This window comes from Paenibacillus sp. FSL L8-0708 (genome assembly GCF_038009325.1).
Taxonomy (GTDB): domain Bacteria; phylum Bacillota; class Bacilli; order Paenibacillales; family Paenibacillaceae; genus Paenibacillus_AQ; species Paenibacillus_AQ odorifer.
In genome coordinates this window covers 4,084,085-4,111,070 of the sequence record NZ_JBBPBC010000001.1, presented here as the reverse complement: position 1 = coordinate 4,111,070, position 26,986 = coordinate 4,084,085, and the positions used below count along the sequence as shown (strand labels likewise).

The following is a 26,986-nucleotide window of genomic DNA, read 5'->3' as shown; positions in this document are numbered from 1 at the left end:
TCCTAGCTCAGATTTATATATTTTACTATAAATTGTACTTATGAAGATATTTATATTTTTTCCTTTACTAATCATTAATCTATTGAAGAAGGAAGGTTGACATTGACTGTTATAATATATTAGGGAAAATAAAGCTCGCTGTTTGAAGCAGCATACGTGAACGGAGGCACATAATTTCATGACACAATCTATCACAGGCGCTGCTGTTCGTGTAGGAGAAGGTCTATCTAAGCAATTCATCCTAATTCTAGCCATTGCATCAGGACTAAGCGTGGCAAATATGTATTATAATCAGCCGCTCCTAGCTGAGATAGGACGCACATTTAATGCTTCCTCTAACGCAGTGGGATATGTATCGATGCTTACTCAAATCGGCTACGCGCTGGGAATGTTATTTTTTGTTCCACTAGGTGACATTCGTGAACGCAGAACACTGATATCAGGACTTCTTATTGCTGTATCACTGTCACTAATTGGTTTCGCTACCGCACAAAACCTCACTTGGATGTATATCGCCAGCTTTGCTATCGGCATAACTACGGTGGTGCCGCAGGTCATCATTCCTCTCTCGGCTGAGTTAGCTTTACCGGAGGAGCGGGGGAAGGTTATAGGCACAGTAATGAGCGGATTGTTTTTTGGTATTTTGCTAGCAAGAACAATATCCGGAATTATAGGGGATATGTTCGGCTGGAGAGCGATGTACTGGATTGCCGCAGTAGTCATGTTATTGTTATCCCTTATTCTTTATCGGCTAATCCCGGCAACGAAACCAGACAATAATTCCTCGTACTCAGATCTGCTGAAATCAATGGGACAACTGATTCGCAGATATTCGACGCTTCGTGAGTCATCTTTAATTGGGGCTTGCATGTTTGGCGGCTTTAGTGTGTTCTGGACTTCTCTAGCTTTCTTTCTGGAAGGAGAACCTTATCACTACAGTAGCTCTATTACAGGATTGTTTGGTCTTATTGGTGTAGCAGGTGCTGCTGGTGCTCCATTTATCGGGAGGTTAGCAGACAGAATTGCTCCCAAAAAGATTGTAGGAATCCTACTGTTAATTACATTAATTGCTTACGGATTTTTTGGTTTAGCCGGATTTACGATCTGGAGTTTGATTGCAGGAGTTATAATTCTGGATCTTGGGGTACAGGGATCACAGGTCAGTAACCAAACACGCATATATGCACTTGAACCAGCGGCTCGCAGTCGTATTAATACTGTTTTTATGGTCAGCACTTTTACAGGTGGAGCGATTGGATCCACGCTGGGAAGTTTTGCATGGCAGCATTGGGGCTGGAGTGGTGTCTGCTTAATGGGGGGAACGCTAGTTGTAGCCGCTTTATGCATATGGATCGTCTATAGAGTGATCGAGAAAGAGGATATACCAGAGATTAGCTAGAAACGGATTACAGTACCTTTTATTATACCCGGGAGGTGTTTGATCATCGCTGAGAAGACGAAAGTTATAGAGGTTGTCCCGTATAACCCAGAGTGGAAGGCAGAATTCAATAGATTAAAAGAACAGCTCTTATCTTATGTCGGAGATCTTATTATTTCTATCGAGCATGTGGGCAGTACTTCGATTGAAGGGCTAGCTGCTAAACCTATCATCGACCTTGATCTTGTGATGGACAGCTACGATGTACTCCCACAAATCATAGAACGTTTACAACAGCATGGATATGAACACCAAGGGAACTTGGGAATAGAGGGAAGAGAAGCGTTTCAAAGACTTCAGGATGATGGATTTATGAAATATCATCTGTATGTATGTCCTAAGGATGGAAAAGGCTACTTGGAGCATATCGCTTTCAGAGACTATCTGCGATCGAATACAGCAGCGCGTCAAGCGTATGCAGAGGTTAAACAACGCTTGGCAGAACAACATCGTTATGACATTGATGCTTATTGTGAAGGAAAGACAACGTTTGTTAGCTCAATTTTATCTAAAGCCATGAAAGAAACGTAAGAAAGATCAATCATTTGCCCGTTCGAAGATGATTTCGAAATTCACTGGGAGACATGCCGCTCCACTTACGGAACTGCTTGGAGAAGTATAACGCGTCATTGAAACCGACCGAGGAAGAGATCTGGTCGATGGTCAGCGTGCCTCCTAGCAGTTTTTTTGCGTTATCCATACGAACCTTTAATAAATATTGTTTGGGAGACATGCCGATCTTTTGTTTAAAGACTTTAGAGAGATGCGCTCTATGATAGCCTAGAGACGATGCCATATGGTCGATACTGATCTGTTGATGAAACTGCAGAGAAATCCAACGGATCGCTTGATCGATCTGGCGGTCGATAACATCCGGTAATTCTATCGATTGAGAGGGAAGCGAACTTATGTTCGCAACACCGAATTTGTGCACTAGCAGCCGCAGCCAACCCGAAGCTTCTAAGCTCTCCAGTCGAGGATAAGCAGATTGCTGAAAGGATAAACGAATATGTTCATATACTTTATGTATCTCTATTAGGTTATCTAAGTGGATTATTGGCTTGTCCCTTGTAATTCCCACTTCGTGTAGTAGCTGTTCAACCGCTTCCCCTTGTAAGGCCACCCATACATATGTCCACGGACGATCCATGTCTGCCTGATAGCTAAATAACGCCCCCTGAAAAATAACAAAGGTATCCCCCTTACTACATCCCTGCGAATTACTGCCACTTTGAAAAACTCCTTCCCCATCAATTACTGTATGAATGAGATAGTAATCATGAACAGAGGGGCCCATTTTATGGCCAGGAACGGGTTTGCCTTCTCCGCTGAATAATACAGATAGGTCATGATCATCGGGAGCCAGATTAAACCCTGCTGTAAAATGATAATGCTCTGAAGCCATTTACTTAGAACCTCCCCAAGATTGCTTTTATAATACATTTAGATTATAGGATTGAATATACAAATGCAACAAACGTCCATATATCTCTTGTATTTCTCCATACTCATTGGGACCGCTCTCATTTATAGTGATTAGTGAAGAGAGCAGACGGTTATGATCTGACATCCTAGTGTTTATAAGGGAATTATAGTTTACTCTATTCCATAAAGCTGCGATGTTAATACCGTTCACCTCACCTATAAGGAGGAATATTTCACATGTCTAAAATTACATTTATCGGAGCGGGTAGCACCGTATTTGCCAAAAACGTGTTGGGAGATTGTATGAGAACGCCAGCCCTGCAAGGGTTTGAACTTGCCCTGTATGATATTGATCTACAACGCCTGAAAGATTCCGAGAATATGCTAAATAATATAAAAGAGAGCAGCGGCAGCACTTGTGTTGTGAAATCCTATACGGATCGTAAAGAAGCTTTGCGTGGAGCTAAATATGTCATTAATGCAATCCAAGTGGGAGGTTACGATCCTTGCACCATCACAGATTTTGAAATTCCGAAGAAATATGGCTTGCGGCAAACGATTGCGGACACAGTTGGCATAGGTGGGATTTTCCGTAACCTGCGTACTATTCCAGTGATGCTGGACTTTGCTGCGGATGTACGGGAGGTTTGTCCGGACGCACTCTTTATGAACTATACGAATCCTATGGCAGTTCTGACCAATGTGATGAATACCTATGGCGGTGTAAAGACGGTGGGATTATGTCATAGTGTGCAGCATTGTATTCCGGGCTTGTTCGAGCATCTGGGTATGGATCAGACAGGTGTTCAGGCTAAGATCGCTGGGATTAACCATATGGCTTGGTTATTGGAGGTTACTAAAGACGGCGAGGATTTGTATCCGGAAATTAAACGCCGTGCCGCTGAGAAGCAACAAGAACATCACGGAGACATGGTCCGTTATGAAATGATGCTTAAATTCGGTTACTACATTACGGAATCTTCGGAACATAACGCAGAGTATCATCCTTATTTTATCAAACGTAATTACCCTGAGCTTATCGAACGGTTTCAAATTCCACTCGACGAGTATCCACGCCGCTGTGTAGATCAAATTGAACGTTGGCAACAAATGCGTGAAGAATTGGTTAATAACAAAGAACTTAAACATGAACGTTCGCATGAATATGCGTCTTATATTATGGAAGCTATCGAAACTAATGTGCCTTTCAAAATAGGTGGCAATGTTATGAATACAGGTCTCATCACCAATCTGCCAAAAGAAGCATGTGTAGAGGTCCCTTGTTTAGTAGATAGAAGCGGAGTAACTCCGACCTACGTGGGAGATCTGCCTCCACAGTGCGCCGCACTGAATCGTACAAACATTAATACACAGATGTTAACGATCGAAGCAGCGATTACCCATAAGAAAGAGCATATCTATCACGCCGCAATGCTTGATCCACATACAGCAGCTGAATTGTCGATGGATGACATTACAAATATGTGCGACGAGCTGATCACAGCCCATGGAGACTGGCTCCCGGCGTATAAATAAATTAACTAGTTAGGACTAAGGAAGCCTGAGAAATCAGGCTTTTTTTGATTGTATTTCTACGAAAAACAAATGCTATCTTTAAAAAAGACCACGTCGTTTCTTCTTGCTTATCTGTCTAGGACAACTGGGGGACATCGGAATACACATATATGGATTATCTAAATGTGGAGGTGATCCTTTATGATCGTTGAAAGCTATACCTTAGCATCGTCCACAGCTTATGCTACTCCTTATTATGTGATTAGAGGTGAGCTTCCTGGTCCTGTCTTTATGGTGGTGTCGGGGATACATGGGAATGAGACAGGAAGTATTCGTGCCGCACAGATCATTGTAGAACGTTTTAACCAGAGAAGGTTGTATATACACCGGGGCACGATCATTGTAGTACCTCTAATAAATCAAAAAGCTTACCGCAAACGGATCAGAGGTGTACCCGATTTAAATCGCACCTTTCCACGTTCTAGCAAAACAGCGGCAAAACATCCATTAGCTTCAGCTTTGCTACAGCTAGTACTAAGATATCGTCCCACCTGGTTTCTGGATCTTCATGAAGCAAATGGGTTGTCACAAAAAAATCCGAAGCGACTTGGCCAGTCGATCATCGTCACTCCGGGAAGCCGAGGAACAGGTACAGCAAAACGTGTCATCAAAGGCATTAATCGAACGATTCCCAAAACCGCTTATCATTTTAATATCCGTTTACGGGAGCGCCCCGGCTCCTCAAGGGCAGCCGTTACCCGTATATTAGGGGCTAAAGCATTTACTGTGGAAACCTGCTGGAGCCTTGATCGTGAGCTACGGATTCGCTATCAGATAGATATTGTTAGCCGTTTTTTAAAAAGTGCGGGATTATTGTGATAGAGAAAATATCTGATAACTGTGTAAGCTGGTTCTTAGATCCTAGGAATCAGCTTTTTCGCGATACTAGAAAGTTAATTGACAAAAATGGGTATAGTGTATATATTACATATATACATTGATAACACATAAACTAGGAGTGAGGGCACGATTCCATGAACATATTGATATCCAACACTTCCGGTGAACCCATCTATGCACAGATTGTCAGCCAGATCCGCCAGATGATTCTGCAAGGAGAGTTAGTGTCTGGCACCCCATTACCTTCTATCCGGCTATTAGCCAAAGAGCTGCAGATTAGCGTAATTACAACGAAACGAGCCTATGAAGAACTGGAGAGAGAAGGGCTTATCAATTCAATTGTGGGGAAAGGTTCCTTTGTTTCTGGTGCAGATCAGGAGTTTATTCGGGAACAACGGCTACGGATTATGGAGAACAAAATGAAGGAGATTATCGACGAGAGTAAAATGCTGGGGATTAATTTTGCTGAGTTTAGTGAGATGTTGAAATTGCTTTATGAGGAGGAGACAGAATGAAAGAAGTCATTCAATTGGACCAAATATCTAAAAAATATGGCCATTTTAGCCTATGCGAACTTACGTTCGGTATTAAAGAAGGGTATATCACGGGGCTAATTGGACCGAATGGGGCAGGGAAAACAACATTAATAAAAATGATGATGGGGATGGTGTTTCCTGATCATGGCAGCGTCAAGATTTTTGACCAGGAGATGTCTATCCATGAAGCAGAGAATAAGGATCGGATTGGCTATGTCTCCGATGAGAATTACTTTTACGATCAATTAACCATCGATCAGATGAGTAAGATTATTGCTCCTTTTTATAGTCGTTGGGATCAAGAAACGTATAGGAAATACATAGAGATGTTCAAGCTTTCCCCGCGGAAAAAGATTAAGGAGCTCTCCAAAGGAATGAAAATGAAGTATTCGCTCGCCATTGCCTTATCACATGGTGCAGATCTGCTCATTATGGATGAACCTACTGCAGGACTTGATCCTATATTCCGAAGAGAGTTGCTTGATTTGCTTAGTGAGCATATCCAGGATGAGAAGAAGTCTATTCTTTTTTCAACGCATAATACGACTGATTTGGACCGGATCGCGGACTATATTGTTTTTGTGAACGAAGGGCACCTAGTATTTAATGAAATGAAAGAATCTCTAGCCAACAAATACATGCTGGTAAAAGGCAATAAAGAGTTGCTTGATCGGGATGTACGAAAATGGTTCATCGGGCTTAGAGAGACGGAAGTTGGTTTCGAGGGGCTTCTGAACAATCGCTCTGAGGGGGAACACTTCTTTAGAGGTCATGCCATATGCGAAACACCTACTCTGGAAGAAATCATGTATTTTACGGTAAAGGGAAACGCTTTGTATGTTTAATCTCTTGTTGCTGATTCGAAAAGACTTTATTCTCCTGCGGAATTTTATCCCTATATTTCTCTTGAGTATCTTGTTCATCGCATATGTTCAACTGGATAACTCCAGCATGTTTGCTACTTTTCAATCTTTACTGTTGCTCGTATACTCCTGTTCTATGGATGCACAGAATAACAACACAAAGTTTGTGATAGGGTTACCAGTAAGACGGCAAGAGATTATCTTGGCTAAATACTTATCACTTATTCCTTATTGTTTCATCGGTTTGGTTTGCTCTTTAGCTTTGTTACTAATTTCCTTTTCATTTGGATATTCCATTAGCCCGTTTTATTGGATAGGGGTATCTTTAACGTTACTTATGATTCCTTTGGCTGCGTCTATTTATCTGCCGATTCATTATTGGCTTGGTTCCAAAAACTATTACTTCAATATCCTTTTTAATGTAGTAATAACGATTACCACCCTGAACACTGGATCTTCACTCTCAAATTCATCCTTTTTCTTAACAATTACCGACATAAAGCTGCAGGATCATCTGTTGTCGATTGGTTTGATAGGGATTGTTTATCTCTCCATATTGTACTGCTCTTATAGGATTTCACTACGATTGTTTAGCAAGGAAGAGTTATAAGCTAAGGAGGACGTAAAGTGTATAAATCATTTTTTTTAATTCAAAAAGACTTCATTCTTCTGCGTAAATTTCTGATGCTGCTAATCCCCTTTTTTATTTTTATAGCTTACTCGAACTATCATAGCTTCAGTTTATTTACGGTAATGCCACCCATGCTGTTATTGATAAGCTCCTGCTCAATGGATACTCAGCAGATGACGCAACGGTTTCTCGTTAATCTCCCTGTAAGGAGACAAGAGCTTGTCCGTGCCAAATATTTTTCGATCCTTCCGTATGCGCTTGTTGGGCTGGCAGCCACGTCCTTTACCTATCTCCTGATTATTGTAACAGGTAAAGCCGTAACCCCTCATTTTTGGCAAGAGGTTGGTATTACGTTATCCATTTTCCCTCTCCTTGCGATGCTTTATTTACCGATTCATTACTGGTTAGGGGCAAAGGGAGCGCAAGTGGTTAATCTTGTTTTTATGATGATTGTTATGTTTGGACCGAACGTGTTTAGCTTTTTGATCCAGTGGATACCTGATGTGAACAGATGGCTGAGTTTTGGAGTGAAAGGTACGGTCATTCCCTTTATAATCCTAGGGCTGGCTTATATATTCTTGCTTAGCTGTTCATATATCATTTCTCTGCGGATTTTTGTGCGGAAAGATCTTTGATTCGAAGGATTTGAGATTTTGAATGAATTCATATACCATTGTCACTACAAAGATAAATAGTAGGGGAAGGGTATACAACCAATGCCTAAAATGATCTATAGCTTTCGCACAAAAATGATTATGCTGCTGATGGCCAGTATGCTTGTATCCGGTGGAATTACCTTTTCAATCTATAAAATTCTGCAGAGATATTATCGATCAGAGGTCTTATTAGAAAATCCATTGACTAAAGTTCGCTACTTGATGCGGGATATCGGTGATGTTAATGCGTTTTTGATTATCTTCATTCCTTTGGCCATCTTATTCTTTTTTATATTTACTAAACCATATGCAAATTATTTCAAGGAAATCTCGAAAGGGATCCATCAGCTGGCGTCGGGTGATTTCTCGGAGCGGGTAGATATCCCATCTAAAGATGAATTCGGCCTTATTGGCCATGATATCAATCTGGCTATTGACCATCTTCAGGAAGCTATTGAGCGGGGCGACTTTGCGGAGAGCAGTAAAGATCAACTTGTATTAAATCTGGCACATGATCTGCGTACACCACTTACCTCCGTTATAGGTTATTTGGATTTTATCCTTAAGGACAATGAATTAACGCCAGAACAGACCCGACATTATACAACGATCGCTTATACTAAATCTCAACGTTTGGAAAAATTAATTGATGAGCTATTTGAAATCACAAGAATGAACTATGGTAAGCTTACGCTTGAAAAAACCTCGATCGACCTGAGTGAGCTTCTTTTGCAGTTAAATGAAGAGTTATATCCCGTTTTTGAGAAAAATGGTCTTACTTCCCGCTTGGATGTAACCCAACCTCTGAAGATAGAGGGTGACGGTGAGCTGCTGGCACGTGTATTTGAGAATCTCCTCACCAACGCAGCGCGATATGGAAGCGACGGTCAATTTATTGATATTCATGGGTATTTAGAGGAAAATGAAGTCGTTATTGAGATCATTAACTATGGAGATTGTATTGATCCGGAAGAGCTGCCGCGTATTTTTGATATGTTCTACACCGGGGATCGAGCGCGAACGCATCCCACAGGGAGTACGGGACTGGGCTTATTTATCACTAAAAACATTGTGGAACAACATGCTGGAACAGTTTCTGCACAAAGCAGTGTAGTGCGGACGATGTTTGAAGTGCGGCTTCCACAAAATAATTGAGAACGAAGTCAAGTGTCGACTGGGCAGGAGTAAAACCGAGATCTACGTGATCTTGTGGTTATACTCCTTTTTTAATGGTTTGGTCAGCAAACAGGATGAATGTTAGGGACATTTATTTGAAATTTTTAATAAATCGTGATATTATTAGCTTGCTAAGTAATTTGTAAGGCAGTACGGAGGAAATATCTGTGATAGAAGATGAGATAAGGGAACTACTGGATAGAATATCAGCGGAAATGCGTAGAGATTATGCAGAGCTGCTTAGAGAACTTAATCTTCATGTGGGTCAAGAACAGTTATTATGCCGGTTATGGAGAACAGATGGAATGACACAAATACAGCTAAGTGAAAGCTTGAATTGTGAGCCTCCAACCATAACAAATATGGTAAAATCTCTTGAAAATCATGGGTTTGTTGTTCGAAAAAGAGATCCTGAAGATGGCAGAGTTAGCCGAGTGTATCTAACCCCAGCCGGACGTAATCTCTGCGAACCTGTGGAACAGATCTGGAACAAACAGCTGGATAAATTACTAGCCGGAATTATACCTGAAGAGCGTTTATTATTAAGAAGACTTATGAAACAAATGGCCGATAATTTAGCTTGAATCTGGAACTACGCCATAACCGTTAGTAAGCTAATTAAAACTAAGAAAAGAGGAACATAGATGATTACAAGTTTGACTCGCATCAATGAATTAGCTAAGAAAGAACGTGAAGTAGGCTTGACACAAGGCGAATGGGTTGAACAGATCGCATTGCGTGAAGACTATCTGCGTGAAATTCGTGGACAAGTTCGTAACAGTCTTTCTGGCGTGACAATTTTAGATCCGGATGGAAACGATGTAACCCCTGAGAAGCTTCGTGCAGCGCGTAAATAATCAATGAACTAATAAGTGGAAACTACACCTTTAGATAACGTTAGATTAGCCTATGGCTGATCGACGGATATCTAGAGGTGTTTTTTGTTATATAAATCTTAACAGAAGCTTAATTCGTTATCATTAGGAGCTGTTGAAAGTTAAGAATCAATTAAACTTGCGTTACACAGGATCTAAGACTGGATTGTTAGAATGAAGTAGACAAAAGATAAGGGATAACATGAAGGGGTGCAGAAGTTGGAGAAACTAAAAGAAACATCAAGGAAGGAAATGAAAGTATGAAAAAAACATTATTAATTTTACTTAAAGTAATAGTCGCTATAGTCATACTCCTAGCACTTTTTCTGGTCATCGTTTTTACAGTCAATGTGATCAGCAATAAAGTGGAGAAAGGAAAAATAGAACCCTATGGTCAGCTTGTACCTGTCGACGGGAAAAAGATGAATGTTACCATACAAGGGCAAGGCAAGGAAACAGTCGTGTTACTCCCAGGGTTTGGAACCGCATCACCAGTAATTGATTTCAAACCACTTGTAGATGAACTGACTCCTTTCTATAAAGTTGTAGTAGTTGAGCCGTTTGGTTATGGACTAAGCGATGTCACCACAAAAGAACGAACGGTCGACAATATCGTGAGTGAGCTTCATGAAGCTTTACAAGAATTAAAGATAGATCGTTATATTCTGATGGGACATTCTATAGCGGGAATTTACGGACTGGACTATGTGAACAAATACGAAAACGAAGTTAGTGCATTCGTAGGCATCGACAGCAGCGTACCCACACAAGGGGGCAACGATGAAGAATTTCCATCAGGAACCTATAAGCTGCTTAAAAACTCAGGATTTATGAGATTGCTGGTAAAGCTCAATCCAGCCCAAATCGTTACACCAAGTGATGATGAGGAAACTAAAGAACAAAATAGAATGATTTCACTTAAAAACATGATGAATCCAAATATCATCAGCGAAGCAGAGCATTTTAAAAGTAATTTCAAAGCAACGGAAACATTAAATTTCCCAAAAGATCTTCCTGTTATTTTCTTCCTAGTGAAAGAAAATACGGATGTTCCAGGCTGGGAATCCCTGCATAAAGAACAGATTAAAGACTCCTTACACGGGAAATTGATGTTGCTTGATGGGGAGCATTATTTGCACCATACCCGATCCAAAGATATCGTCGAGAACTTTAGAAGCTTTATGGGAGAGATAAAGTAAGAATGAATGAGAAAAGCCTGCTAATACAAGCTTTTCTTTTTTTGTATTTTCAAATAAGTGAATCCTTTAGAAAAAAATGATAAATTTATCAAAGCAATTATGGGCACTCTATATCCTAATCTTTATTATAGGAAGGACTACCATAGTATGTGCGGAATAGCAGGAATATTAAAATATAATGGACAGCCACCACAGGAAGAAACCTTAAAACAAATGACAGGGGTTATGAATCACCGAGGTCCCAATCATGAGGGAGTATGGCTCGATTCTCACATTGGACTTGGTTTTCGCAGATTGTCTGTAATTGATTTACGTGATGGTAATCAACCGATGACGAATGAAGATCGTACCCTTTGGATTGTTTTTAATGGTGAAATCTATAATTATAAAACACTACGAGATCAGTTAAAGCTAAAAGGACATCACTTTCAGACGCAATCAGATACAGAGGTCATTGTGCATTTATTTGAGGAATACGGCAAGGACTGTGTCCATCATTTACGTGGAATGTTTAGTTTTGCGATTTGGGATCTTAGGGAACAATCTCTTTTTGCTGCTAGAGATCATTTCGGAATCAAACCTTTTTATTATTACAAAGACGAAAATAATCTTTTATTTGCTTCGGAAATTAAAAGCATACTTGCAGTGCAAGGGGTACCCAGAAAGCTTCAATATCAAAGTTTATTCAGCTACTTAACTTTTCAGTATGTCCCGCATCCTGATACGATGTTTGAACACATTCATAAATTAGGACCTGCGGAGCGATTATTGGTTAACTCGGATGGTGTAATGAAGATCGAGAAATATTGGGAACCCCATTTTCAACCGGTAGAACGATCTTTAGCAGACTATGCCGAAGAAATTCAGCGGAAATTGAAAGAGTCTGTAAACCTTCATTTACAAAGTGATGTGGATAGAGGATGTTTTTTGTCCAGTGGAATTGACTCCACCGCAATAGCTGCAATGATGAGAGCAGAAGAATCAACAAAAACCTTTTCGATTGGATTTGAAGGGCTGAACAATGAAACAATCATTGCAAATCAAACGGCAGCCAAACTGGGGACAGATCATTATTTTCACATTTTATCGCAAAAAGACTTTTTTGAAAGTATCCCGAAAACGGTCTGGCATCTAGATGAGCCTGTTGCAGACCCTTCCGCTATTGCACTCTATCATCTAAACCAGCTTGCCAAAGAACATGTAACGGTTGTCCTATCAGGGGAAGGCGCTGACGAATTATTCGGAGGGTATAGAATCTATAGAGAGCCAAATGCATTAAGACCGATAACCTGGATGCCTAACTTCATAAAGGATTCGTTACGAAAATCATTATCTGTATATCCCTATCATTTTTATGGCAAAAATTATTTACTTCGGGGTCTGACACCTTTAGAAGAGCGTTTTTTCGGAAATGCTAATATCTTTAACAAAAGCGGTAAGATGAACTTGCTCCACGAATCGGTACACGCTCAGAATAGCTTTTTACATCCCACGGATATCGTTAAGCCTTTTTATGATAAGACAGCTCACCTAGATCCTACGACAAGAATGCAGTTTATTGATCTGAATTTTTGGTTACCTGGAGACATTTTATCAAAAGCAGATAAGCTGTCCATGGCACATTCATTAGAATTAAGAGTCCCGTTTTTAGATAAAGAGGTTTTCGAAACAGCTAGTAAAATACCTGTGTCCAATCGGATTGGGCAAAAAACAACAAAACTTGCTTTGCGTAAAGCTATGGAAGGAATCGTTCCGGAAGCTATTGTGAATCGCCCGAAACTAGGATTTCCCGTACCCATTCGTGATTGGCTCAAAACTCCAATTTCAAATATAATGTTTGAACAAATCCGCTATAGTGGCATTGAAGAAATATTCAATATGAATATCATCGAAGAGATGTTTACCCAGCATCGGAGTAATAAAGGCGACTATTCGCGTAGAATCTGGCTAATTTACATTTTTTCAGTATGGTACACTCTTTTTATAAAAGAAGATCTGAAGCAATTAAATAGTGCCGTGTTGTAATGGGGGAGTGATTCGTTGAATATTGAGGAATATGCATGGAATAAACATGAACAGCAATTAAGAGAAACTAACATGTTTACTTATACTAGTCCAAAGATAAAGATTGTAGATAACCATGAATTAAGAAATCGGCTTGAAGAAACGCTTGAAGAGCTGCCGCAGAAGTTTCTGGCCAAATGGGCTTTGAAAGTAGCAGTTGAGCACCTGGATCATCTGGACCAGCAACTTGTAAATGACCCGCGGATTGATTTAGGTATAGAAACGCTAGAAAAGCGTATAACTGGTGAGATGAGAGCCTTTGATTTAAGAAAAGTTGGATTCATAGTCAATGAATTGGCCAAAGAGTCCACAACCGAGGCTAGTAAGTATACTGCCCGTTCTTTTGCACAAGCCATTGCAACTGGACATATGCGAGGACACGCTATGGTTTGCAGTGACTATGCAGTAAAACTGGTGAATTACATATCAGATCATTCTTCAGTTGCAGAGGCAGCTACTAAAGAACGGGAAAGACAATTAAGGATAGCTGAAGAGTTACTTTGTAATTGAAGGTTTAAAGATGAACATGTATGAGGATGATTATAAAAGTTAAATAATGGGAATAGTTGACTTTTTATATGATCGAGAGTTATGTAATCTAATGCAAACAATAAAAACATTATTAGTACTTAAAGTTTTATGCGTGACTTGATGAGCTTTAAAGCTTAATACTCGTTTTAGATAATACGATTACTAAATAAGAATCAATTGCTAAGGAAAGGGCAGTTATTTTGAACAGTTTTGAACATTGCTTAGATATCAGTAATGGATAGCTAATTAGTAATATTATGGATCTAATTGGTTGCTTCCATTAATTTATATACTACTTACTCACAAAACCCGTATTTTGTACATATGTCTATGAATAGTATTTCAGCTTGGGAATACCTGCTTTCCAAATCCTCCTCATTAATGAGACAACATATTTTTTAAGGTAGGCGACCTTTCCATCATTCAGATAAACCTCTTCGGTAGAATATCGATTTATTGATACCTCGCCTTGATTTCTTTATCGTAATTTTTAAAATTTGCTTGGGTATTTATATGCCATCTGTCACCATCAAGCTCAATTTCTGTGTACTTTTCGTTATTAAAATAAGCAGACGTGCAATTGAATTATACTTTTATGTCGATTTGCGAAAATGTGGGCACTTTTGCGTATTTCTCAGTGACACAATGTACCTACACAACTCCTCTTATTGTTGATATTTCAATACTCACTATGTAGGAGGATTTGTGTCACTGGACTGGGGATAAAATGGCAGCCAATCGATCAATGTATTCACTACACAAAAACCACATTCCATATTATACGATTCGTACAACACAAACTAAAACAGCCTTCTATTAGGTAGTAATAGGAGGCTGTTTTTAAACTACTAATTATTTGTATCCGGAATTTGCTTGAAAATCAAGTGGAGAATTTCATTTCCTCTTACAAGGGTATAACTCAGCAATTTATATATCCGCTCTCAAGTTCATCAAGCCATTTGTTTACTAAGGCATTGAATATATTGGGCTGTTCTATTTGCAGATGATGTCCAGCCAAATCCAGCAATGAAAAAGATCCGTTTGGATATTCATCCAATATATCCCATGCATCCTTGTATCCGACAATATGGTCATGACGACCAGTAATAATAAGTACAGGATACTCGTTTATCGTTGTATCAGTGTCCATTTCAAATGTGAACCCGTATCCATTGTTGCGGACTTGAGTTAAAAATGAGTGATCCGCTTTTCTTGAGGGTAAGAGAATTTCGCGATTAAATCTGACCCACTCCTCTTCTCCCTGAATAACGGACACGGCAGCAAATTCAGAGGCATCTTCCAGGGGTAGACGCGACAGTAATGAACTATCGGCCTTGATGACTCTTTTCTCCGGCAAGTTTCTTTCCGACGGTTCACTTACAATTACTGGTGCAATTAAGAGCATGCCTCGTACATCTTTTTGAAGATAATGTGCAACACCCCGTGCAATAAGGCCGCCGTATGAATACCCGAAGATCAAAAAAGGTTCATCAGGAATTTGTAAAGTTATGAAGTCAAGAACCGCTTGCAGCATATCATCTGAATTACGAATGTTCGCTTGAGCTTTCGATGCTCCCATTCCTGGTAAATCGATGTAGATTCTTTTCCAGCCCTGCCGTTTCACAAAATTCGGCTCTAGGCAGCCAGACATTACGCTGTGATCCAAAGACCAGCCATGCAAAATAACTACCGGGAATCCTTCACCTACAATTTTGCAGTTAATGACAATAAAATACACAGCCCTTCCCGTTATTATTTGGATTACGATACTCCATCCATTAAGTCTACAGGCATAACTCTCGCTTGCCCAGATGAAACAGCTGCTCTAATCACAGCAACCCTCACTCTCGCGACGACTTCTCTGTCCAATACAGCAGGAACAATATTCACCTGGCTTAATTCTGCATCCGGAATGGCTGAAGCTATGGCATAGGCAGCAGCAAGCTTCATCTCTTCATTAATGGAGGAAGCCCGGCAGTCCAGGGCTCCACGGAAAATCCCGGGAAAAACAAGGGCATTGTTGATTTGATTGGGGTAGTCACTGCGTCCTGTAGCGAATACTTGAACATAAGGCAGAGCTTCCTCCGGTGCAATCTCCGGGTCCGGATTGGCCATGGCAAAGACGATGCTGCCGGGAGCCATATACTGCACATCGTCAGCCGTAAGAACCCCTCCTCTGGACACCCCGATAAATACATCCGCATCCCTGATAACTTCCTTGAGCAGCCCAGGAATGGCTTCCACTTCTGGCCGCTCCGCCAGCCATTGCCACATGGGCTGAGAATAACGGCCGCCTAGTACGATAGCTCCTTCCCGGTCCACGGGGACGAGTCTGGTGACACCGGCTCTTAGCAGCATTCGGCATATCGCCATTCCCGCCGCTCCGATACCGTTGACGACAACGCGAATTTGATCGATCTGCTTGCCTGCCACCTTCAGCGCATTGAACAATCCGGCAAGCACCACGATCGCAGTACCATGCTGATCATCATGAAACACAGGGATATCCAACAGATCAGCTAATCGGCGCTCTATTTCAAAACACCTTGGAGAGCTAATATCTTCTAAATTGATCCCGCCGAATATAGGACTGATTCTTTGAATCGTACGAATGATTTCCTCTGTATCGGTAGTGTCCAGACAGATCGGAAAAGCATCCACCCCAGCCAGTTGTTTAAACAGCATGGCTTTGCCTTCCATTACAGGAGCGGCTGCATATGGCCCAATATCCCCCAAGCCCAGCACGGAAGTTCCGTCTGAGATCACGGCAACGGTATTCTTCTTGATAGTTAATGTGTGGGCCTTATCCGGTTCCCTATGAATTGCAGAGCAGACTTCTGCAACACCGGGAGTATAGATTCTTGCCAAATCCACACTGTTGTGTACAGTCTGCTTAGGCTCTACTGATAATTTCCCCCCTTGATGAGCTGCGAATATTTGCTCGGACATGCTGAAGCTCATGGTCCCTAGAATCCCGTTGTCCTTCACTCTTTCCAACCCCTTCACACTCTTGATGGTCTCGATTTTCTCTGCTAGACCGCTCTGCTTGCTGCCGGCTGCACTTCCGGCGGAATCAGTGACTGGTATACCTCTCCGTCCAACTGTTCCTTCAGCTCAGATTTCGCAGCAGCAATCACTGCGGGATGCTGCAGCACATGTATAGCTGAAGCAGCCAGCACCTTGCCTGCCAGCAGCATGCCTTTATGGGCTGCAGAAGATTTGCCCTGTGTCACCAGCTGCCAGCTATGCGGCTGGGTGCCGTATGCACAGGTGGTCACATAGACCTGCCCTGTAGGCACAATCCAGCTGACATCCCCCACATCTGTCGAAGCATACACATATCCCTGCTCCTCTGAATACGGCTGAAGCTGCTCCGACAGAATCCTTCCGCCTCCGTTCCGCACTATGCGCTTTTCTTCCGCCGAGAAGCTGTCCTGAATCCCCCGGGCAAACCGCTGCTCATCTTCTGTAAAAGCCGCACCACCGAGTTCAGTGAAGCACTGGTGCATCACCCGGCTTAAGGTGAAATTAGGAATCAGATCTGCGGAGGCACCATCCACCTGATGTTCTACACGGGTTCCGGTCATCATGGCTGCGCCACTGGCGATATCGCATACCCGTTGGATCATTTCCTTCACCTGGCTCATTCTTGGAGCACGGAGCTTATACAATACCGAGGCTTTGGCCTGCACAACATTGGGCGAGTGTCCGCCGGCATCCGTAATGGCATAATGCAGCCTTGCCTCAGAAATCAAATGCTCTCTCAGATAGTTGGCTCCTGCATTCATAAGTCCGACAGCATCCAGTGCGCTGCGGCCCAGATGGGGACTTGCAGATGCGTGCGAGCTGTTGCCCCTGAAGGTGAACTGGATCTGGCAGGTGGCCAGCATTCTGCTGTTATATGCCAGATTCTCATCCCATGGATGCCAGGTAAAGGCTGCATCGACATCCTTGAACAATCCCGCCCGCGCCATATAGGCTTTACCGCCGCCTCCTTCTTCAGCAGGACAGCCGTAATAACGGATGGTTCCCGGCAGGCCGCTTCTCTCCAGATAATGCCGGACGGCAACCGCAGCGCCAAGCGAGCCTGCACCCAGCAGATTATGTCCGCAGCCATGTCCGTTTGCACCTTCTTGCAAAGGTTCTTTGAAGGTTACACCGGCAACCTGGCTCATCCCTGACAAGGCATCAAATTCACCAAGTATGGCGATTATAGGCGCCCCCTTGCCGTAAGTGCCCACAAAAGCCGTTTCTATCTCTCCCGCGCTTCGCTGAACACTGAAGCCCTCTTCTTCTAGTACCTTGCATAAGACCTCCGCTGAGCGGTGCTCCTGGTAACGTGTTTCGCAGAAGTCCCAGATTTGATCACTGGCCTCCGTGAGCTTCCCTTGCTTCTGGTCGATGATATCCGATATAAATTGATAATAATCCATAATCCTCACGTCACTTTCAGCTATATTCCAAACGTTCCTTACCGGCAATGCCGGGTTCGGTCATTTGGTAGGGATTGAGAATCAGATCCAGCTCCTCCTCCGACAGCACATTGTACAGAAGGCAGAGCTCGCGGACGGACTTCCCGGTGGCAATTGCTTCATTGGCGATTCTTGCCGCCGTTTCATAACCCAGATGCGGGTTGAGCGCTGTCATTATACCTACGCTCTGATCCACATAACTTCGGCAGCGTTCTTCATTAGCTTCAATTCCCTGCACACAGCGGGTGTTAAATACATCCAATGCCTGATTCATGATTGTTAAGGATTGGAGGAGATTGAATACAAGCACAGGCTCCATCACATTCAGCTCCAGCTGCCCGGCTGCTGAAGCCTGGCAGATCGTATGATCATTTCCCATGACCTGAAATGCCACCTGGTTAACCAGCTCGCACATCACCGGATTTACCTTGCCCGGCATAATTGAGGAACCCGGCTGCCGGGCGGGCAGCGTAATCTCACCCCATCCGGCCCGCGGGCCGGAGGCCATTAACCGCAGGTCATTGGCTACCTTTGACATATTGATCATGCAGATTTTCAGAGTAGCAGACACTTCAGTATAGGCATCCGTGTTCTGCGTAGCGTCTGGTAAGTGTCCCGCACGAATCAGCGGGAACCCGCTGATGTCCGCAAGCGATTCCACAGCTCTTACAATATATTGCGGGTCTGCGTTGAGACCCGTCCCCACAGCAGTCGCACCGAGATTCACTTCATATAGTAGCTCTTTCGTTCTGCTGATCCTCTGGATGTCCCGGCCCAGTACACTGGCATACGCCTGGAATTCTTGCCCCAGCCGGATCGGAACAGCGTCCTGCAGATGGGTGCGTCCCATTTTGATCACGTGATCGAACTGCGCTGCCTTCCTCTCGAACGCCGCATGCAGCCCGTGTAAAGTTCCAATTAGCTTCTCCAGCATGGAGAGAACCGCCAAGTGAATCGCTGTAGGAAAGCTGTCATTAGTTGACTGTGACATGTTGACATGAGAATTTGGGCTAACAACCCTATAATCACCTTTACGTCCACCGAGAAGCTCAATGGCCCGGTTCGCAATGACTTCATTCGCATTCATGTTAATGGAGGTTCCTGCTCCGCCTTGAATCGGATCAACGATGAACGAACCATGCCACTGTCCCGCTATAATCTCGCCTGCAGCCTGTATAATCACTTCGCCGAGTCTCGGCGTCAACTGCTTGAGCTCCATGTTCGCGGCTGCAGCCGCCTTTTTAACCATAGCCAGTGCAACAATCAATTCCCCGTGAATGCGGTAACCGGTAACCGGGAAGTTCTCCAGGGCGCGCACCGTCTGGATACCGTAATATACATCAAGCGGAACCTGTTTCTCTCCAAGAAAATCCCTTTCAATCCGAAATGCTTCCTCTGTCATTTCCTTGCCTCCTAGATTACTTGGGCGTTTGAGCTCTGCGGGTATGAAGCGTCATCGAGGTTCACTTCCCGCTATGGTTAGTCCGCAGTTCCATAGGACGGTACTGGGGCAACTATCCACAAGTGTGAGAAATGAACAAGAGTTATATCTCTCTATCTTCTTTTTTAGGGATCTTTGACTTTCGGCTGCCGGTTGATGCAATACAAGCTGAAGGCAATCAGCATTAGGCCGGCCAGTAGAAATCCGGTTAACGGCTCATTCAGCAGCAACGCACCAAGGGTTACGGAAACTATGGGGACAAGGAACAGGAAAGAGGATATCTTTTGAAGATTGCCGGCATTCACCAGGAAGAAATACAGCATCCAGGATACAGCAACTCCAAACACGCTCGCGTACAGGAGGCTTATTAAAAAAGAGCCGTTCCATACAATGCCGCTCCAAGTCTCAGTAATGGAACCGGCACCCGTCAGCACCACTCCTCCAATTAAGCACTGCATGGCCGCAAGCCACATGAAGTCTACCCGGCCGCTGACTCTCTTGACGTACACCGTGCCTACAGACCAGCTGATTGCTGTACCCAGGGCAAGAAGCAGCCCAACTGCAGATGCATTCCCGCTTAAGTTCTGGATACTTGCCACAGCAACACCGGCGAACCCCGCCAGAAATCCGGTCACCTTCAAGGCTGACATTTGGTCTCCTAACCACAGCCAGGCCAGCACACCAACCATAACCGGCTGTAAATATACAATCACTGCGAACATGCCGGAAGGCAGATAACGAAGCCCCATGATTTGTAGACCAAAAAATAAAATGACGTTCAAGACCGCAGAAAGAATATATATCTGCCAGTTGGCCTTCCACCTCAATGCGCTCCGTTTGTGAACCATCAGCAGAAACAGGATCGCCCCTCCCGCCAAGGTCCTTATACCTGTAAACAGCAGAGGTGGAGCATAATTCAGTGCAATTTTATATACCGGAAACGAAGCACCCCAGATCAAAATCAGCAGCATAACCAGCATAGCCGTACCGGCACGTGATACTTTCATTGTTCATTCCCCTTACTTGCTGTATCACCGCATTAACCTAAGGTTAGCGCTTAACAGGTCCTGGTGTTACGTCATCGGGGAAGGGGCATTTATAGGTTCTTCCGTTCAAGCGCAAGGCATGCTCCCGCTGGGCTTCAGCCAGAACCTCTGGCTGAAGGAACAGTTCAAGTGCGGTAGCGCCAATGACCTTTCCTGCCTGCAGCATCCCTTTATGCCCTATGGACATTCCGCCCTGACTGACCACCTGCCACGTATGGAAAGGGGTCCCCAGTGCAACTGAGGTGACTTCACATTGTACCGTAGGCACCTTCCAGCTGACGTCTCCGACATCTGTGGAGCCCCAGAGCATGGAGGTCTGCGGATCGTATTCTTCCACCCGGTCTGCCAGCGCCTTGCCGTGCAGCCCGGCCGGCACATTGAATGTCCGCTCCTGACTAGTCAATGTACTACGGATCGCTTCCGCAAACTGAAGCTCAGACTCATTATGAACCGGTCCGCCCAGCTGGACGAATTGCTCATACATCAGCTTCTCCAGCGTTTTGTTGACAATAAGCTCTGAGGAGCCGGAGTCGAATTGAATCTCAAGCTCTGTACCCGTCATAAGAGCAGCGCCCTTCGCCACATTGCATATCCGGTCATACAATTCTGCCAGATCTTCAGAACGTGGAGTGCGTAATTTGTACAGCACCTCCGCTTCCGCCTGAACTACATTGGGCGAGATGCCGCCGCTGTTGGTAATGGCATAATGCAGCCTGGCTTCAGGAATGATATGCTCCCGCAAATAGTTGCACCCCACATTCATCAATTCGACGGCATCCAGCGCACTACGGCCCAGATGAGGGGCCGCGGAAGCATGTGCACTGCGGCCCTTGAACTTAAAGTACACCTGGCAGGTTGCAAGAGAGGTATGATTGGTAACCTTGTTCCTTGCCTCCGGATGCCAGGTCAATGCAGCTTCAACATTCTCGAACAGGCCGTTTCTGGCCATCAGAGCTTTGCCGCCCCCGCCTTCCTCGGCCGGACAGCCATAGAAGCGTACCGTACCGGCAAGACCATACTGCTCCAGGCAGTGCCGGACGGCGATCGCTGCGGCAAGCGCGCCCGTACCGAGCAGGTTATGCCCGCAGCCATGGCCGTTGCCTCCCGGGACTACCGGATGATTCGCGTTCTCTCCACGGTGCTGGCTGAGCCCAAACAAGGCATCGTACTCTCCAAGAATAGCGATTACCGGCTTCCCGCTCCCGTAGCTGCCTACAACAGCAGTCCCGATATTGCCTGCGGCACGCTGGACCTCAAAGCCTTCCTGCTCCAGAATCTCCGCCATAAGTTCAGCGGACTGCTGCTCCTCATATCTGGTTTCGGCATACTCCCAGATCCGGTCACTTACAGAGATCAGCAGCTCCTGCTTCTGATCGATATACTCTTCTATAAATTTTAGCGTTTCCGCCTGTATTGGGGTCATCTATACCACTCCCATCAGATTGAATTTATCGTTTGATTGGACCGGGAACCACATCGTCTGAGATCGGACACAAGTAACTGCGGCCCGTAACCTGATGCCGGTGCTCCGCCTTAGCCTGTTCAAGCACTTCCGGCTGCAGGAACAGCTCCAGCGCTGTCAGTCCCATCAGCTTTCCGGCATGGAGCAGTGCCTTGTGAGCCGAAGACGAAGCTCCCTGGCTAACCACCTGCCAGGTATGCAGCGGTGTGCCTAGGGCCATGGAAGCGACATAACATTGCACCATCGGGATCTGCCAGCTGACATCGCCGAGATCGGAGGAGCCCATGACCAGGTGGTCCTGCGGGGAATAAGGCTCCAGCCGGTCTGACAGGGCCTTCCCTTCCAGACCGGAAGGAAGTCCATCCAGCTTATCCTGTTCGGTCAGCGTCGTGCGGATGCGGGAGGCGAATTCCAGCTCAGCCGCATCAAAGTCAGGAACACCGATCTCCTGGAATACCGCATAGGCTGCCCGCTCCAGTGTACGGTTCATGATTAGCTCAGAAGCGCCGGAGTCGGGACGGATCACAAGTTCAGTACCGGTCATCAGAGCCGCTCCCTCGGCGATTCTCACAATCCGCTCATACAAATCTGCCAGCTGCTCGGAGCGGGGAACACGCAGCTTGTACAGCACCTCTGCCTCTGCCTGCACAACGTTCGGTGAAATCCCGCCTGTGTTTGTAATCGCATAATGAATCCGGCAGTCAGACTCCATATGCTCCCGCAGATAGTTGACCCCCATGTTGGTCAGCTCCACACCATCCAGCGCACTTCTGCCCAGATGGGGGGCTGCCGCTGCATGGGCACTCCGCCCCTTAAACTGGAAGTATACCTGGCGTGTAGCAAGCAGCGTAGCGGAATTAATATAATTGGCTGGACCGGGATGCCAGGTAATAGCCGCGTCCACCCCTTCGAACAAGCCCCGTTTAACCATCAGCCCCTTGCCGCCCCCGCCTTCTTCGGCAGGGCAGCCGTAGAAGCGCACAGTGCCGGACAATCCTTGGTCCAACAGGTATTGTTCCACCCCGATGACTGCCGCAAGGGCCCCGCTGCCCAGCAGGTTATGCCCGCAGCCATGACCGTTTCCGCCTTCCACCACCGACTGCTTGCTGGAAAGGCCCTTTTCCTGGCTGAGACCGAACAAAGCATCATATTCACCCAGGATACCGATCACCGGGGATCCGGTGCCGAAGCTGCCAATTACCGCGGTTGGTATTCCTCCAGCGGCTCTCTCTACTTCAAAGCCCTCCTGCTCCAGAATTTGCGCGAACAGTTCTGCGGAGCGCGCCTCTTCATAACGCGTTTCAGCAAATTCCCAGATCCGGTCGTTTATACTGGCCAGCAGCTCTCTTTTATGCTCAATCGTTCCGCTGATATGCTCAATAGCTTCAGATCTAATTTCAATGGTACCCATGGCCGTCACTCCTAACCCTCTTATAGTAGCTCTACCTTTCCGGTTCCACCTGCAATCCGGATGTTCGTACCCATCGGCTTGGACAGCCTCTGTAAATCCTGAAGCGCTGCATCACTTGAAGATAACTCAGGCCAGCCCCGTTGGTAACGCGGCAGGCCGAAGCCCATTTCAATGGGGTGCAGCGTAATTTCGATAATCCGGCCGTTCTCCATGGTCCAGCGGGGTAGGAAGGACTGCCAGATCCGCAGATTGGCGGCCATTCCCCGGGTATCATTCTGCCCCCTCTGATCAAACGCATCAGCAGTTCCGTGGGAACTGTCCAGGCCAAACTTTGTATAATAATCAGCGGGCAAATGCGCCACCGTCTCATTCTGAAAGATAAAGTTTCCCAGGCTGTAGAAGATCGGTCTCTCTTTGTACATCTCCATCCCGCATACCTTATGCGGGCCGTGACCAATAACTGCATGTGCGCCTGTATCAATACAGGCATGTGCGAACTCGCGCAGGAAATCGGCCGGCTCATCCAGGTGCGCGCCTTGCATTTCATGGGTATGGATACTGACCAGAACAACATCCGCTTGCCTAGCCGCTTCCGATACAGCCTTAAGAATCCGCTTCATATCGCCGGCATGCGCTGAAGTAGCCACACCTTCCTTCTCACCGGCTTCGAAAATATAGCTCCCGAAGGGAAGCTGTCCCTCCGGCAAGGCCACACGGTAGCCGCTCTCCACAGCATAATGGTATTCAGCATTGATGCCGGTAACCTCCGCAATGGCCCGCAGTTCCTCCAGCCGTCGTGCAGTGACCACTTGCCGTATTTCATGCCGTAGCGGGTTGACCCCCGGCCTGCCTATCATATCGGCACGCTGCTCTCCGGCGGGCCACGACTCGTGAAAAGAGGACGTAACCGCGATTAATGCCACCCTACCGGAGGGGGTATCCAAATATTTGGGCTCCCCCGCTCTCGCCAGATTCTCTCCGCATCCGGCATGGACGAAGCCGTAGGCATCCAAATATTTAGCCGTCGCTTCGAGTCCGCCGTAGGAATAATCCAGGCTGTGGTTATTGGCCCAGGCGACCAGATTGAAGCCGTATGCCTTAAGGTCCGCCAGCACCTCAGGCGGAGCAATCGCCCAGGTGCCTCCGCTCACCGCCCCCGGAAAGCCTTCATACCTGTGCGTAGTGACTTCTAGATTCGTGAAGCGCACATCTGCCGATTGGATCAATTCAGCCAGAACCGTATACTTTACTCCCTGATTCGCCAGCCTCCTTGTAATGAAGCTGTCTCCGGTGGCTATGAAAGAAATACTTCCCATCTTAATCCCTCCCTGGCTTAAAACAGCCTGCTAATGCAGATGACAGCTTACGAAATGTCCCTCGGTTACCTCTTTATTCAGAGGGGCTTCCGTCTTGCACCGGTCCATGACATAAGGGCAGCGGGTATGAAAAATGCAACCCGCAGGCGGGTTCAGCGGAGAAGGTAAATCCCCCTTGAGAATCACCCGCTCGCGGACCTCATTCGGCTTCGTGGCCGGTACCGCTGACAGCAGGGCCTGGGTATAAGGATGCAGCGGAGTCCTGATCAGCTTGTCTGTAGGAGCCTGCTCGACCATCTGCCCCAGGTACATCACGCCGATCCGGTCAGAGATATGCCGGACCACGCTGATATCATGGGCAATGAAGAGGAAGGTCAGCTTAAGCTCACGCTGAAGCTGCTGCATGAGATTGATGATCTGCGACTGAATGGATACATCCAGCGCAGAGACCGGTTCGTCGCAAATGATCAGCTTGGGATTCATGACCAGTGCGCGGGCCAGCCCGATACGCTGGCGCTGCCCTCCCGAGAATTCATGCGGATAACGGTAATATTGATCGGCATTCATGCCCACCTTCTGCAGAATTTCCATCACCTTGTCTGTACGCTCCCGCTTATTCCCCATCCGGTGGATAATCATCGGCTCCTCCAGCGTAGCGCCAATCCGCTTGCGCGGATTGAGTGAGGAATACGGGTCCTGGAATACCATCTGCAGCTGCTGGCGCATCGGCTTCATCTCCCGCTCCGAGAGTCCAAACAGATCCTTGTTCTGAAAAATTGCCTGGCCTTCCGTTGGTTCAGTCAGCCGGAGAATGGTGCGGCCCATAGTGCTTTTGCCGCAGCCGGATTCGCCTACAACACCGAATGTCTCACCCTCGTACATGTTGAAAGAAATGTCATTAACCGCCCTGACCTGCTGGAGGGTTGCCCCTAGAGGGCTTTTTACCGGGAAATATTTCTTGACGCCCTTTACCTCAAGCAAAGGGCGTCTTGGTTGTTGAACGGTCATTGTCATCCGCCTCCTTTACTTGATTTGCTCATAATGCCAGCATCGCACCTTCTGGCCGTTGTCCGCCTCGCTCAGCTCCGGCATCCTCGACAGACACAGCTCATCGGCGTAAGGACAACGCGCGGCAAACCGGCACCCCTTCGGTACATTATTTAATGAAGGCACTGAACCCTTGATGACGTGAAGCGGCAAGGAACGGTCCCCATCCATATGGGGAATAGACTGCATCAATCCCTTCGTATACGGATGAAGTGGAGTGTCGAAGAGATCCTGCACATCTGCCTCCTCCACGATCTGGCCCAGATACATGACTACCACCCGTTTGCAGGATTCAGCAACCACGCCCAGGTCGTGCGTGATGAGAATTACGCCCATGTTAAGCTCCCGGTTCAGCTCCATAATCATGTCCATAATCTGTGCCTGAATTGTTACATCCAGCGCCGTTGTCGGTTCGTCGGCGATCAGCAGCTTCGGGCGGCAGGCGAGTGCCATGGCAATCATCGCCCGTTGTCGCATGCCTCCCGACAGCTGGTGCGGATATTCGTCCACCCGTCTCTCCGGGGAAGGAATTCCGGTCAGCCGGAGCATCTGGACCGCACGCAGCCGGGCTTCCTTCTTGGATACCTGCTGATGGATGCGGACCGCTTCTGCGATTTGATACCCTATCGTGTAGACCGGATTCAGTGAACTGAGCGGGTCCTGAAAGATCATGGCGATATCATTGCCGCGGATATCCTCCATCCCGCCAAGGGATTCCTTCAGCAGGTTCCTGCCCTCAAACAGCACCTCGCCTTCATAGCTGGCTGTGTATTTCTCGTCGAACAAGCGGAGAATGGATTGTGAGGTTACACTTTTTCCGCAGCCGGATTCACCTACAATGCCAACAATTTCACCTTCATTGACATGGAATGTTATTCCGTCAACTGCCGTTACCCTGCCTCGTTCTGTCTTGAAATGCGTTTTGAGCTCTTTGACCTCCAGCAGCAGCTGATTGTTCATGAATAGCCTTCTCCTCTCCGTG

At 45.9% G+C, this 26,986-nt stretch carries 24 protein-coding genes and 1 pseudogene; 14 read left to right on the top strand and 11 right to left on the bottom strand.

Features of this window, described 5'->3' with window-relative positions; all coding sequences use genetic code 11:
• Nucleotides 1–178 precede the first annotated feature (178 nt).
• Nucleotides 179–1,399, top strand: a complete 1,221-nt coding sequence (locus NYE58_RS19375) for an MFS transporter (RefSeq protein ID WP_076106745.1) — start codon at nt 179–181, stop codon at nt 1,397–1,399.
• Between the two features lie 39 nt (nt 1,400–1,438).
• The gene (locus tag NYE58_RS19370; RefSeq protein ID WP_370510713.1) at nt 1,439–1,969 is read left to right on the top strand and encodes a GrpB family protein; all 531 of its coding nucleotides are present in this window, start codon (nt 1,439–1,441) and stop codon (nt 1,967–1,969) included.
• Between the two features lie 10 nt (nt 1,970–1,979).
• Here NYE58_RS19370 and NYE58_RS19365 read toward each other — a convergent pair whose 3' ends face one another.
• Entirely contained in the window at nt 1,980–2,843 is an 864-nt protein-coding gene (locus NYE58_RS19365; RefSeq protein ID WP_341002752.1) for an AraC family transcriptional regulator, read from the bottom strand.
• Nucleotides 2,844–3,100: 257 nt separating this feature from the next.
• Between NYE58_RS19365 and NYE58_RS19360 the strand changes: the two genes are divergently transcribed.
• From NYE58_RS19360 to NYE58_RS19305, 12 genes are all read left to right on the top strand, one after another.
• A complete protein-coding gene (locus tag NYE58_RS19360) occupies nt 3,101–4,399 on the top strand; it encodes an alpha-glucosidase/alpha-galactosidase (protein ID WP_341002750.1) in 1,299 nt (432 codons plus the stop codon).
• 180 nt (nt 4,400–4,579) lie between these two features.
• Nucleotides 4,580–5,257: a M99 family carboxypeptidase catalytic domain-containing protein gene (locus NYE58_RS19355; RefSeq protein WP_076277587.1), complete on the top strand. Its 678-nt coding sequence runs from the start codon at nt 4,580–4,582 to the stop codon at nt 5,255–5,257.
• A 155-nt stretch (nt 5,258–5,412) separates the two neighbouring features.
• Nucleotides 5,413–5,793 (top strand): GntR family transcriptional regulator, encoded by a 381-nt coding sequence (locus NYE58_RS19350; protein WP_076126630.1) that lies wholly within the window; start codon nt 5,413–5,415, stop codon nt 5,791–5,793.
• Nucleotides 5,790–6,659: an ABC transporter ATP-binding protein gene (locus tag NYE58_RS19345; protein ID WP_076126629.1), complete on the top strand. Its 870-nt coding sequence runs from the start codon at nt 5,790–5,792 to the stop codon at nt 6,657–6,659. Before NYE58_RS19350 ends, NYE58_RS19345 begins: the two co-directional genes overlap by 4 nt.
• A complete protein-coding gene (locus NYE58_RS19340) occupies nt 6,652–7,287 on the top strand; it encodes an ABC-2 transporter permease (RefSeq protein WP_076280407.1) in 636 nt (211 codons plus the stop codon). Before NYE58_RS19345 ends, NYE58_RS19340 begins: the two co-directional genes overlap by 8 nt.
• A gap of 17 nt (nt 7,288–7,304) precedes the next feature.
• Entirely contained in the window at nt 7,305–7,943 is a 639-nt protein-coding gene (locus NYE58_RS19335) for an ABC-2 transporter permease (protein ID WP_076126625.1), read from the top strand.
• 81 nt (nt 7,944–8,024) lie between these two features.
• Entirely contained in the window at nt 8,025–9,119 is a 1,095-nt protein-coding gene (locus tag NYE58_RS19330; protein ID WP_036676951.1) for a HAMP domain-containing sensor histidine kinase, read from the top strand.
• Between the two features lie 188 nt (nt 9,120–9,307).
• Nucleotides 9,308–9,724, top strand: coding sequence for a MarR family winged helix-turn-helix transcriptional regulator (locus NYE58_RS19325; RefSeq protein WP_341002747.1), 417 nt, complete (start codon nt 9,308–9,310; stop codon nt 9,722–9,724).
• A gap of 60 nt (nt 9,725–9,784) precedes the next feature.
• Entirely contained in the window at nt 9,785–9,997 is a 213-nt protein-coding gene (locus NYE58_RS19320; RefSeq protein ID WP_036676956.1) for a DUF896 domain-containing protein, read from the top strand.
• A gap of 278 nt (nt 9,998–10,275) precedes the next feature.
• Nucleotides 10,276–11,214 (top strand): alpha/beta fold hydrolase, encoded by a 939-nt coding sequence (locus tag NYE58_RS19315; protein ID WP_076126624.1) that lies wholly within the window; start codon nt 10,276–10,278, stop codon nt 11,212–11,214.
• Nucleotides 11,215–11,361: 147 nt separating this feature from the next.
• Entirely contained in the window at nt 11,362–13,239 is a 1,878-nt protein-coding gene (gene asnB, locus NYE58_RS19310; protein WP_341004281.1) for an asparagine synthase (glutamine-hydrolyzing), read from the top strand.
• A gap of 15 nt (nt 13,240–13,254) precedes the next feature.
• Nucleotides 13,255–13,788 (top strand): putative immunity protein, encoded by a 534-nt coding sequence (locus NYE58_RS19305; protein ID WP_341002745.1) that lies wholly within the window; start codon nt 13,255–13,257, stop codon nt 13,786–13,788.
• A 940-nt stretch (nt 13,789–14,728) separates the two neighbouring features.
• Here NYE58_RS19305 and NYE58_RS19300 read toward each other — a convergent pair.
• From NYE58_RS19300 to NYE58_RS19255, 10 genes and pseudogenes are all read right to left on the bottom strand, one after another.
• Nucleotides 14,729–15,547: an alpha/beta fold hydrolase gene (locus NYE58_RS19300; RefSeq protein WP_305954110.1), complete on the bottom strand. Its 819-nt coding sequence runs from the start codon at nt 15,545–15,547 to the stop codon at nt 14,729–14,731.
• A gap of 23 nt (nt 15,548–15,570) precedes the next feature.
• A pseudogene (locus NYE58_RS19295) lies at nt 15,571–16,890 on the bottom strand (NAD(P)-dependent malic enzyme); the annotation flags it as partial.
• Nucleotides 16,842–18,242, bottom strand: coding sequence for a M20 family metallopeptidase (locus tag NYE58_RS19290; RefSeq protein ID WP_076307877.1), 1,401 nt, complete (start codon nt 18,240–18,242; stop codon nt 16,842–16,844). The gene NYE58_RS19290 and the pseudogene NYE58_RS19295, both read right to left, overlap by 49 nt.
• A gap of 16 nt (nt 18,243–18,258) precedes the next feature.
• On the bottom strand, nt 18,259–19,683 hold the full coding sequence (gene aspA / locus NYE58_RS19285; protein ID WP_341002743.1) for an aspartate ammonia-lyase: 1,425 nt from the start codon (nt 19,681–19,683) through the stop codon (nt 18,259–18,261).
• 164 nt (nt 19,684–19,847) lie between these two features.
• Complete coding sequence (locus NYE58_RS19280; RefSeq protein ID WP_341002742.1) at nt 19,848–20,729, bottom strand: DMT family transporter; 882 nt, start codon at nt 20,727–20,729, stop codon at nt 19,848–19,850.
• A gap of 43 nt (nt 20,730–20,772) precedes the next feature.
• Nucleotides 20,773–22,191, bottom strand: coding sequence for a M20 family metallopeptidase (locus NYE58_RS19275; protein ID WP_341002740.1), 1,419 nt, complete (start codon nt 22,189–22,191; stop codon nt 20,773–20,775).
• A gap of 25 nt (nt 22,192–22,216) precedes the next feature.
• Nucleotides 22,217–23,641: an amidohydrolase gene (locus NYE58_RS19270; RefSeq protein ID WP_341002738.1), complete on the bottom strand. Its 1,425-nt coding sequence runs from the start codon at nt 23,639–23,641 to the stop codon at nt 22,217–22,219.
• Nucleotides 23,642–23,661: 20 nt separating this feature from the next.
• Nucleotides 23,662–24,957 carry a CapA family protein gene (locus NYE58_RS19265; protein ID WP_076217618.1) on the bottom strand — a complete coding sequence of 432 codons (1,296 nt, stop codon included), beginning with the start codon at nt 24,955–24,957 and terminating at the stop codon, nt 23,662–23,664.
• A 30-nt stretch (nt 24,958–24,987) separates the two neighbouring features.
• A complete protein-coding gene (locus tag NYE58_RS19260; RefSeq protein WP_076217619.1) occupies nt 24,988–25,971 on the bottom strand; it encodes an ABC transporter ATP-binding protein in 984 nt (327 codons plus the stop codon).
• Between the two features lie 9 nt (nt 25,972–25,980).
• On the bottom strand, nt 25,981–26,964 hold the full coding sequence (locus NYE58_RS19255; RefSeq protein WP_076217620.1) for an ABC transporter ATP-binding protein: 984 nt from the start codon (nt 26,962–26,964) through the stop codon (nt 25,981–25,983).
• Between the last annotated feature and the right edge of the window lie 22 nt (nt 26,965–26,986).

Excerpts from the sequence above, each read along its gene's own strand:
- NYE58_RS19290 (WP_076307877.1), bottom strand. The coding sequence starts at position 18,242 with ATGGATTATTATCAATTTATATCGGATATCATCGACCAGAAGCAAGGG.
- asnB (WP_341004281.1), top strand. The coding sequence starts at position 11,362 with ATGTGCGGAATAGCAGGAATATTAAAATATAATGGACAGCCACCACAG.
- NYE58_RS19360 (WP_341002750.1), top strand. The coding sequence starts at position 3,101 with ATGTCTAAAATTACATTTATCGGAGCGGGTAGCACCGTATTTGCCAAA.
- NYE58_RS19355 (WP_076277587.1), top strand. The coding sequence starts at position 4,580 with ATGATCGTTGAAAGCTATACCTTAGCATCGTCCACAGCTTATGCTACT.
- NYE58_RS19275 (WP_341002740.1), bottom strand. The coding sequence starts at position 22,191 with ATGACCCCAATACAGGCGGAAACGCTAAAATTTATAGAAGAGTATATC.
- NYE58_RS19340 (WP_076280407.1), top strand. The coding sequence starts at position 6,652 with ATGTTTAATCTCTTGTTGCTGATTCGAAAAGACTTTATTCTCCTGCGG.
- NYE58_RS19330 (WP_036676951.1), top strand. The coding sequence starts at position 8,025 with ATGCCTAAAATGATCTATAGCTTTCGCACAAAAATGATTATGCTGCTG.
- NYE58_RS19255 (WP_076217620.1), bottom strand. The coding sequence starts at position 26,964 with ATGAACAATCAGCTGCTGCTGGAGGTCAAAGAGCTCAAAACGCATTTC.
- NYE58_RS19280 (WP_341002742.1), bottom strand. The coding sequence starts at position 20,729 with ATGAAAGTATCACGTGCCGGTACGGCTATGCTGGTTATGCTGCTGATT.
- NYE58_RS19315 (WP_076126624.1), top strand. The coding sequence starts at position 10,276 with ATGAAAAAAACATTATTAATTTTACTTAAAGTAATAGTCGCTATAGTC.
- NYE58_RS19365 (WP_341002752.1), bottom strand. The coding sequence starts at position 2,843 with ATGGCTTCAGAGCATTATCATTTTACAGCAGGGTTTAATCTGGCTCCC.
- NYE58_RS19350 (WP_076126630.1), top strand. The coding sequence starts at position 5,413 with ATGAACATATTGATATCCAACACTTCCGGTGAACCCATCTATGCACAG.
- NYE58_RS19375 (WP_076106745.1), top strand. The coding sequence starts at position 179 with ATGACACAATCTATCACAGGCGCTGCTGTTCGTGTAGGAGAAGGTCTA.
- NYE58_RS19265 (WP_076217618.1), bottom strand. The coding sequence starts at position 24,957 with ATGGGAAGTATTTCTTTCATAGCCACCGGAGACAGCTTCATTACAAGG.
- NYE58_RS19260 (WP_076217619.1), bottom strand. The coding sequence starts at position 25,971 with ATGACAATGACCGTTCAACAACCAAGACGCCCTTTGCTTGAGGTAAAG.
- NYE58_RS19345 (WP_076126629.1), top strand. The coding sequence starts at position 5,790 with ATGAAAGAAGTCATTCAATTGGACCAAATATCTAAAAAATATGGCCAT.
- NYE58_RS19270 (WP_341002738.1), bottom strand. The coding sequence starts at position 23,641 with ATGGGTACCATTGAAATTAGATCTGAAGCTATTGAGCATATCAGCGGA.
- NYE58_RS19320 (WP_036676956.1), top strand. The coding sequence starts at position 9,785 with ATGATTACAAGTTTGACTCGCATCAATGAATTAGCTAAGAAAGAACGT.
- aspA (WP_341002743.1), bottom strand. The coding sequence starts at position 19,683 with ATGACAGAGGAAGCATTTCGGATTGAAAGGGATTTTCTTGGAGAGAAA.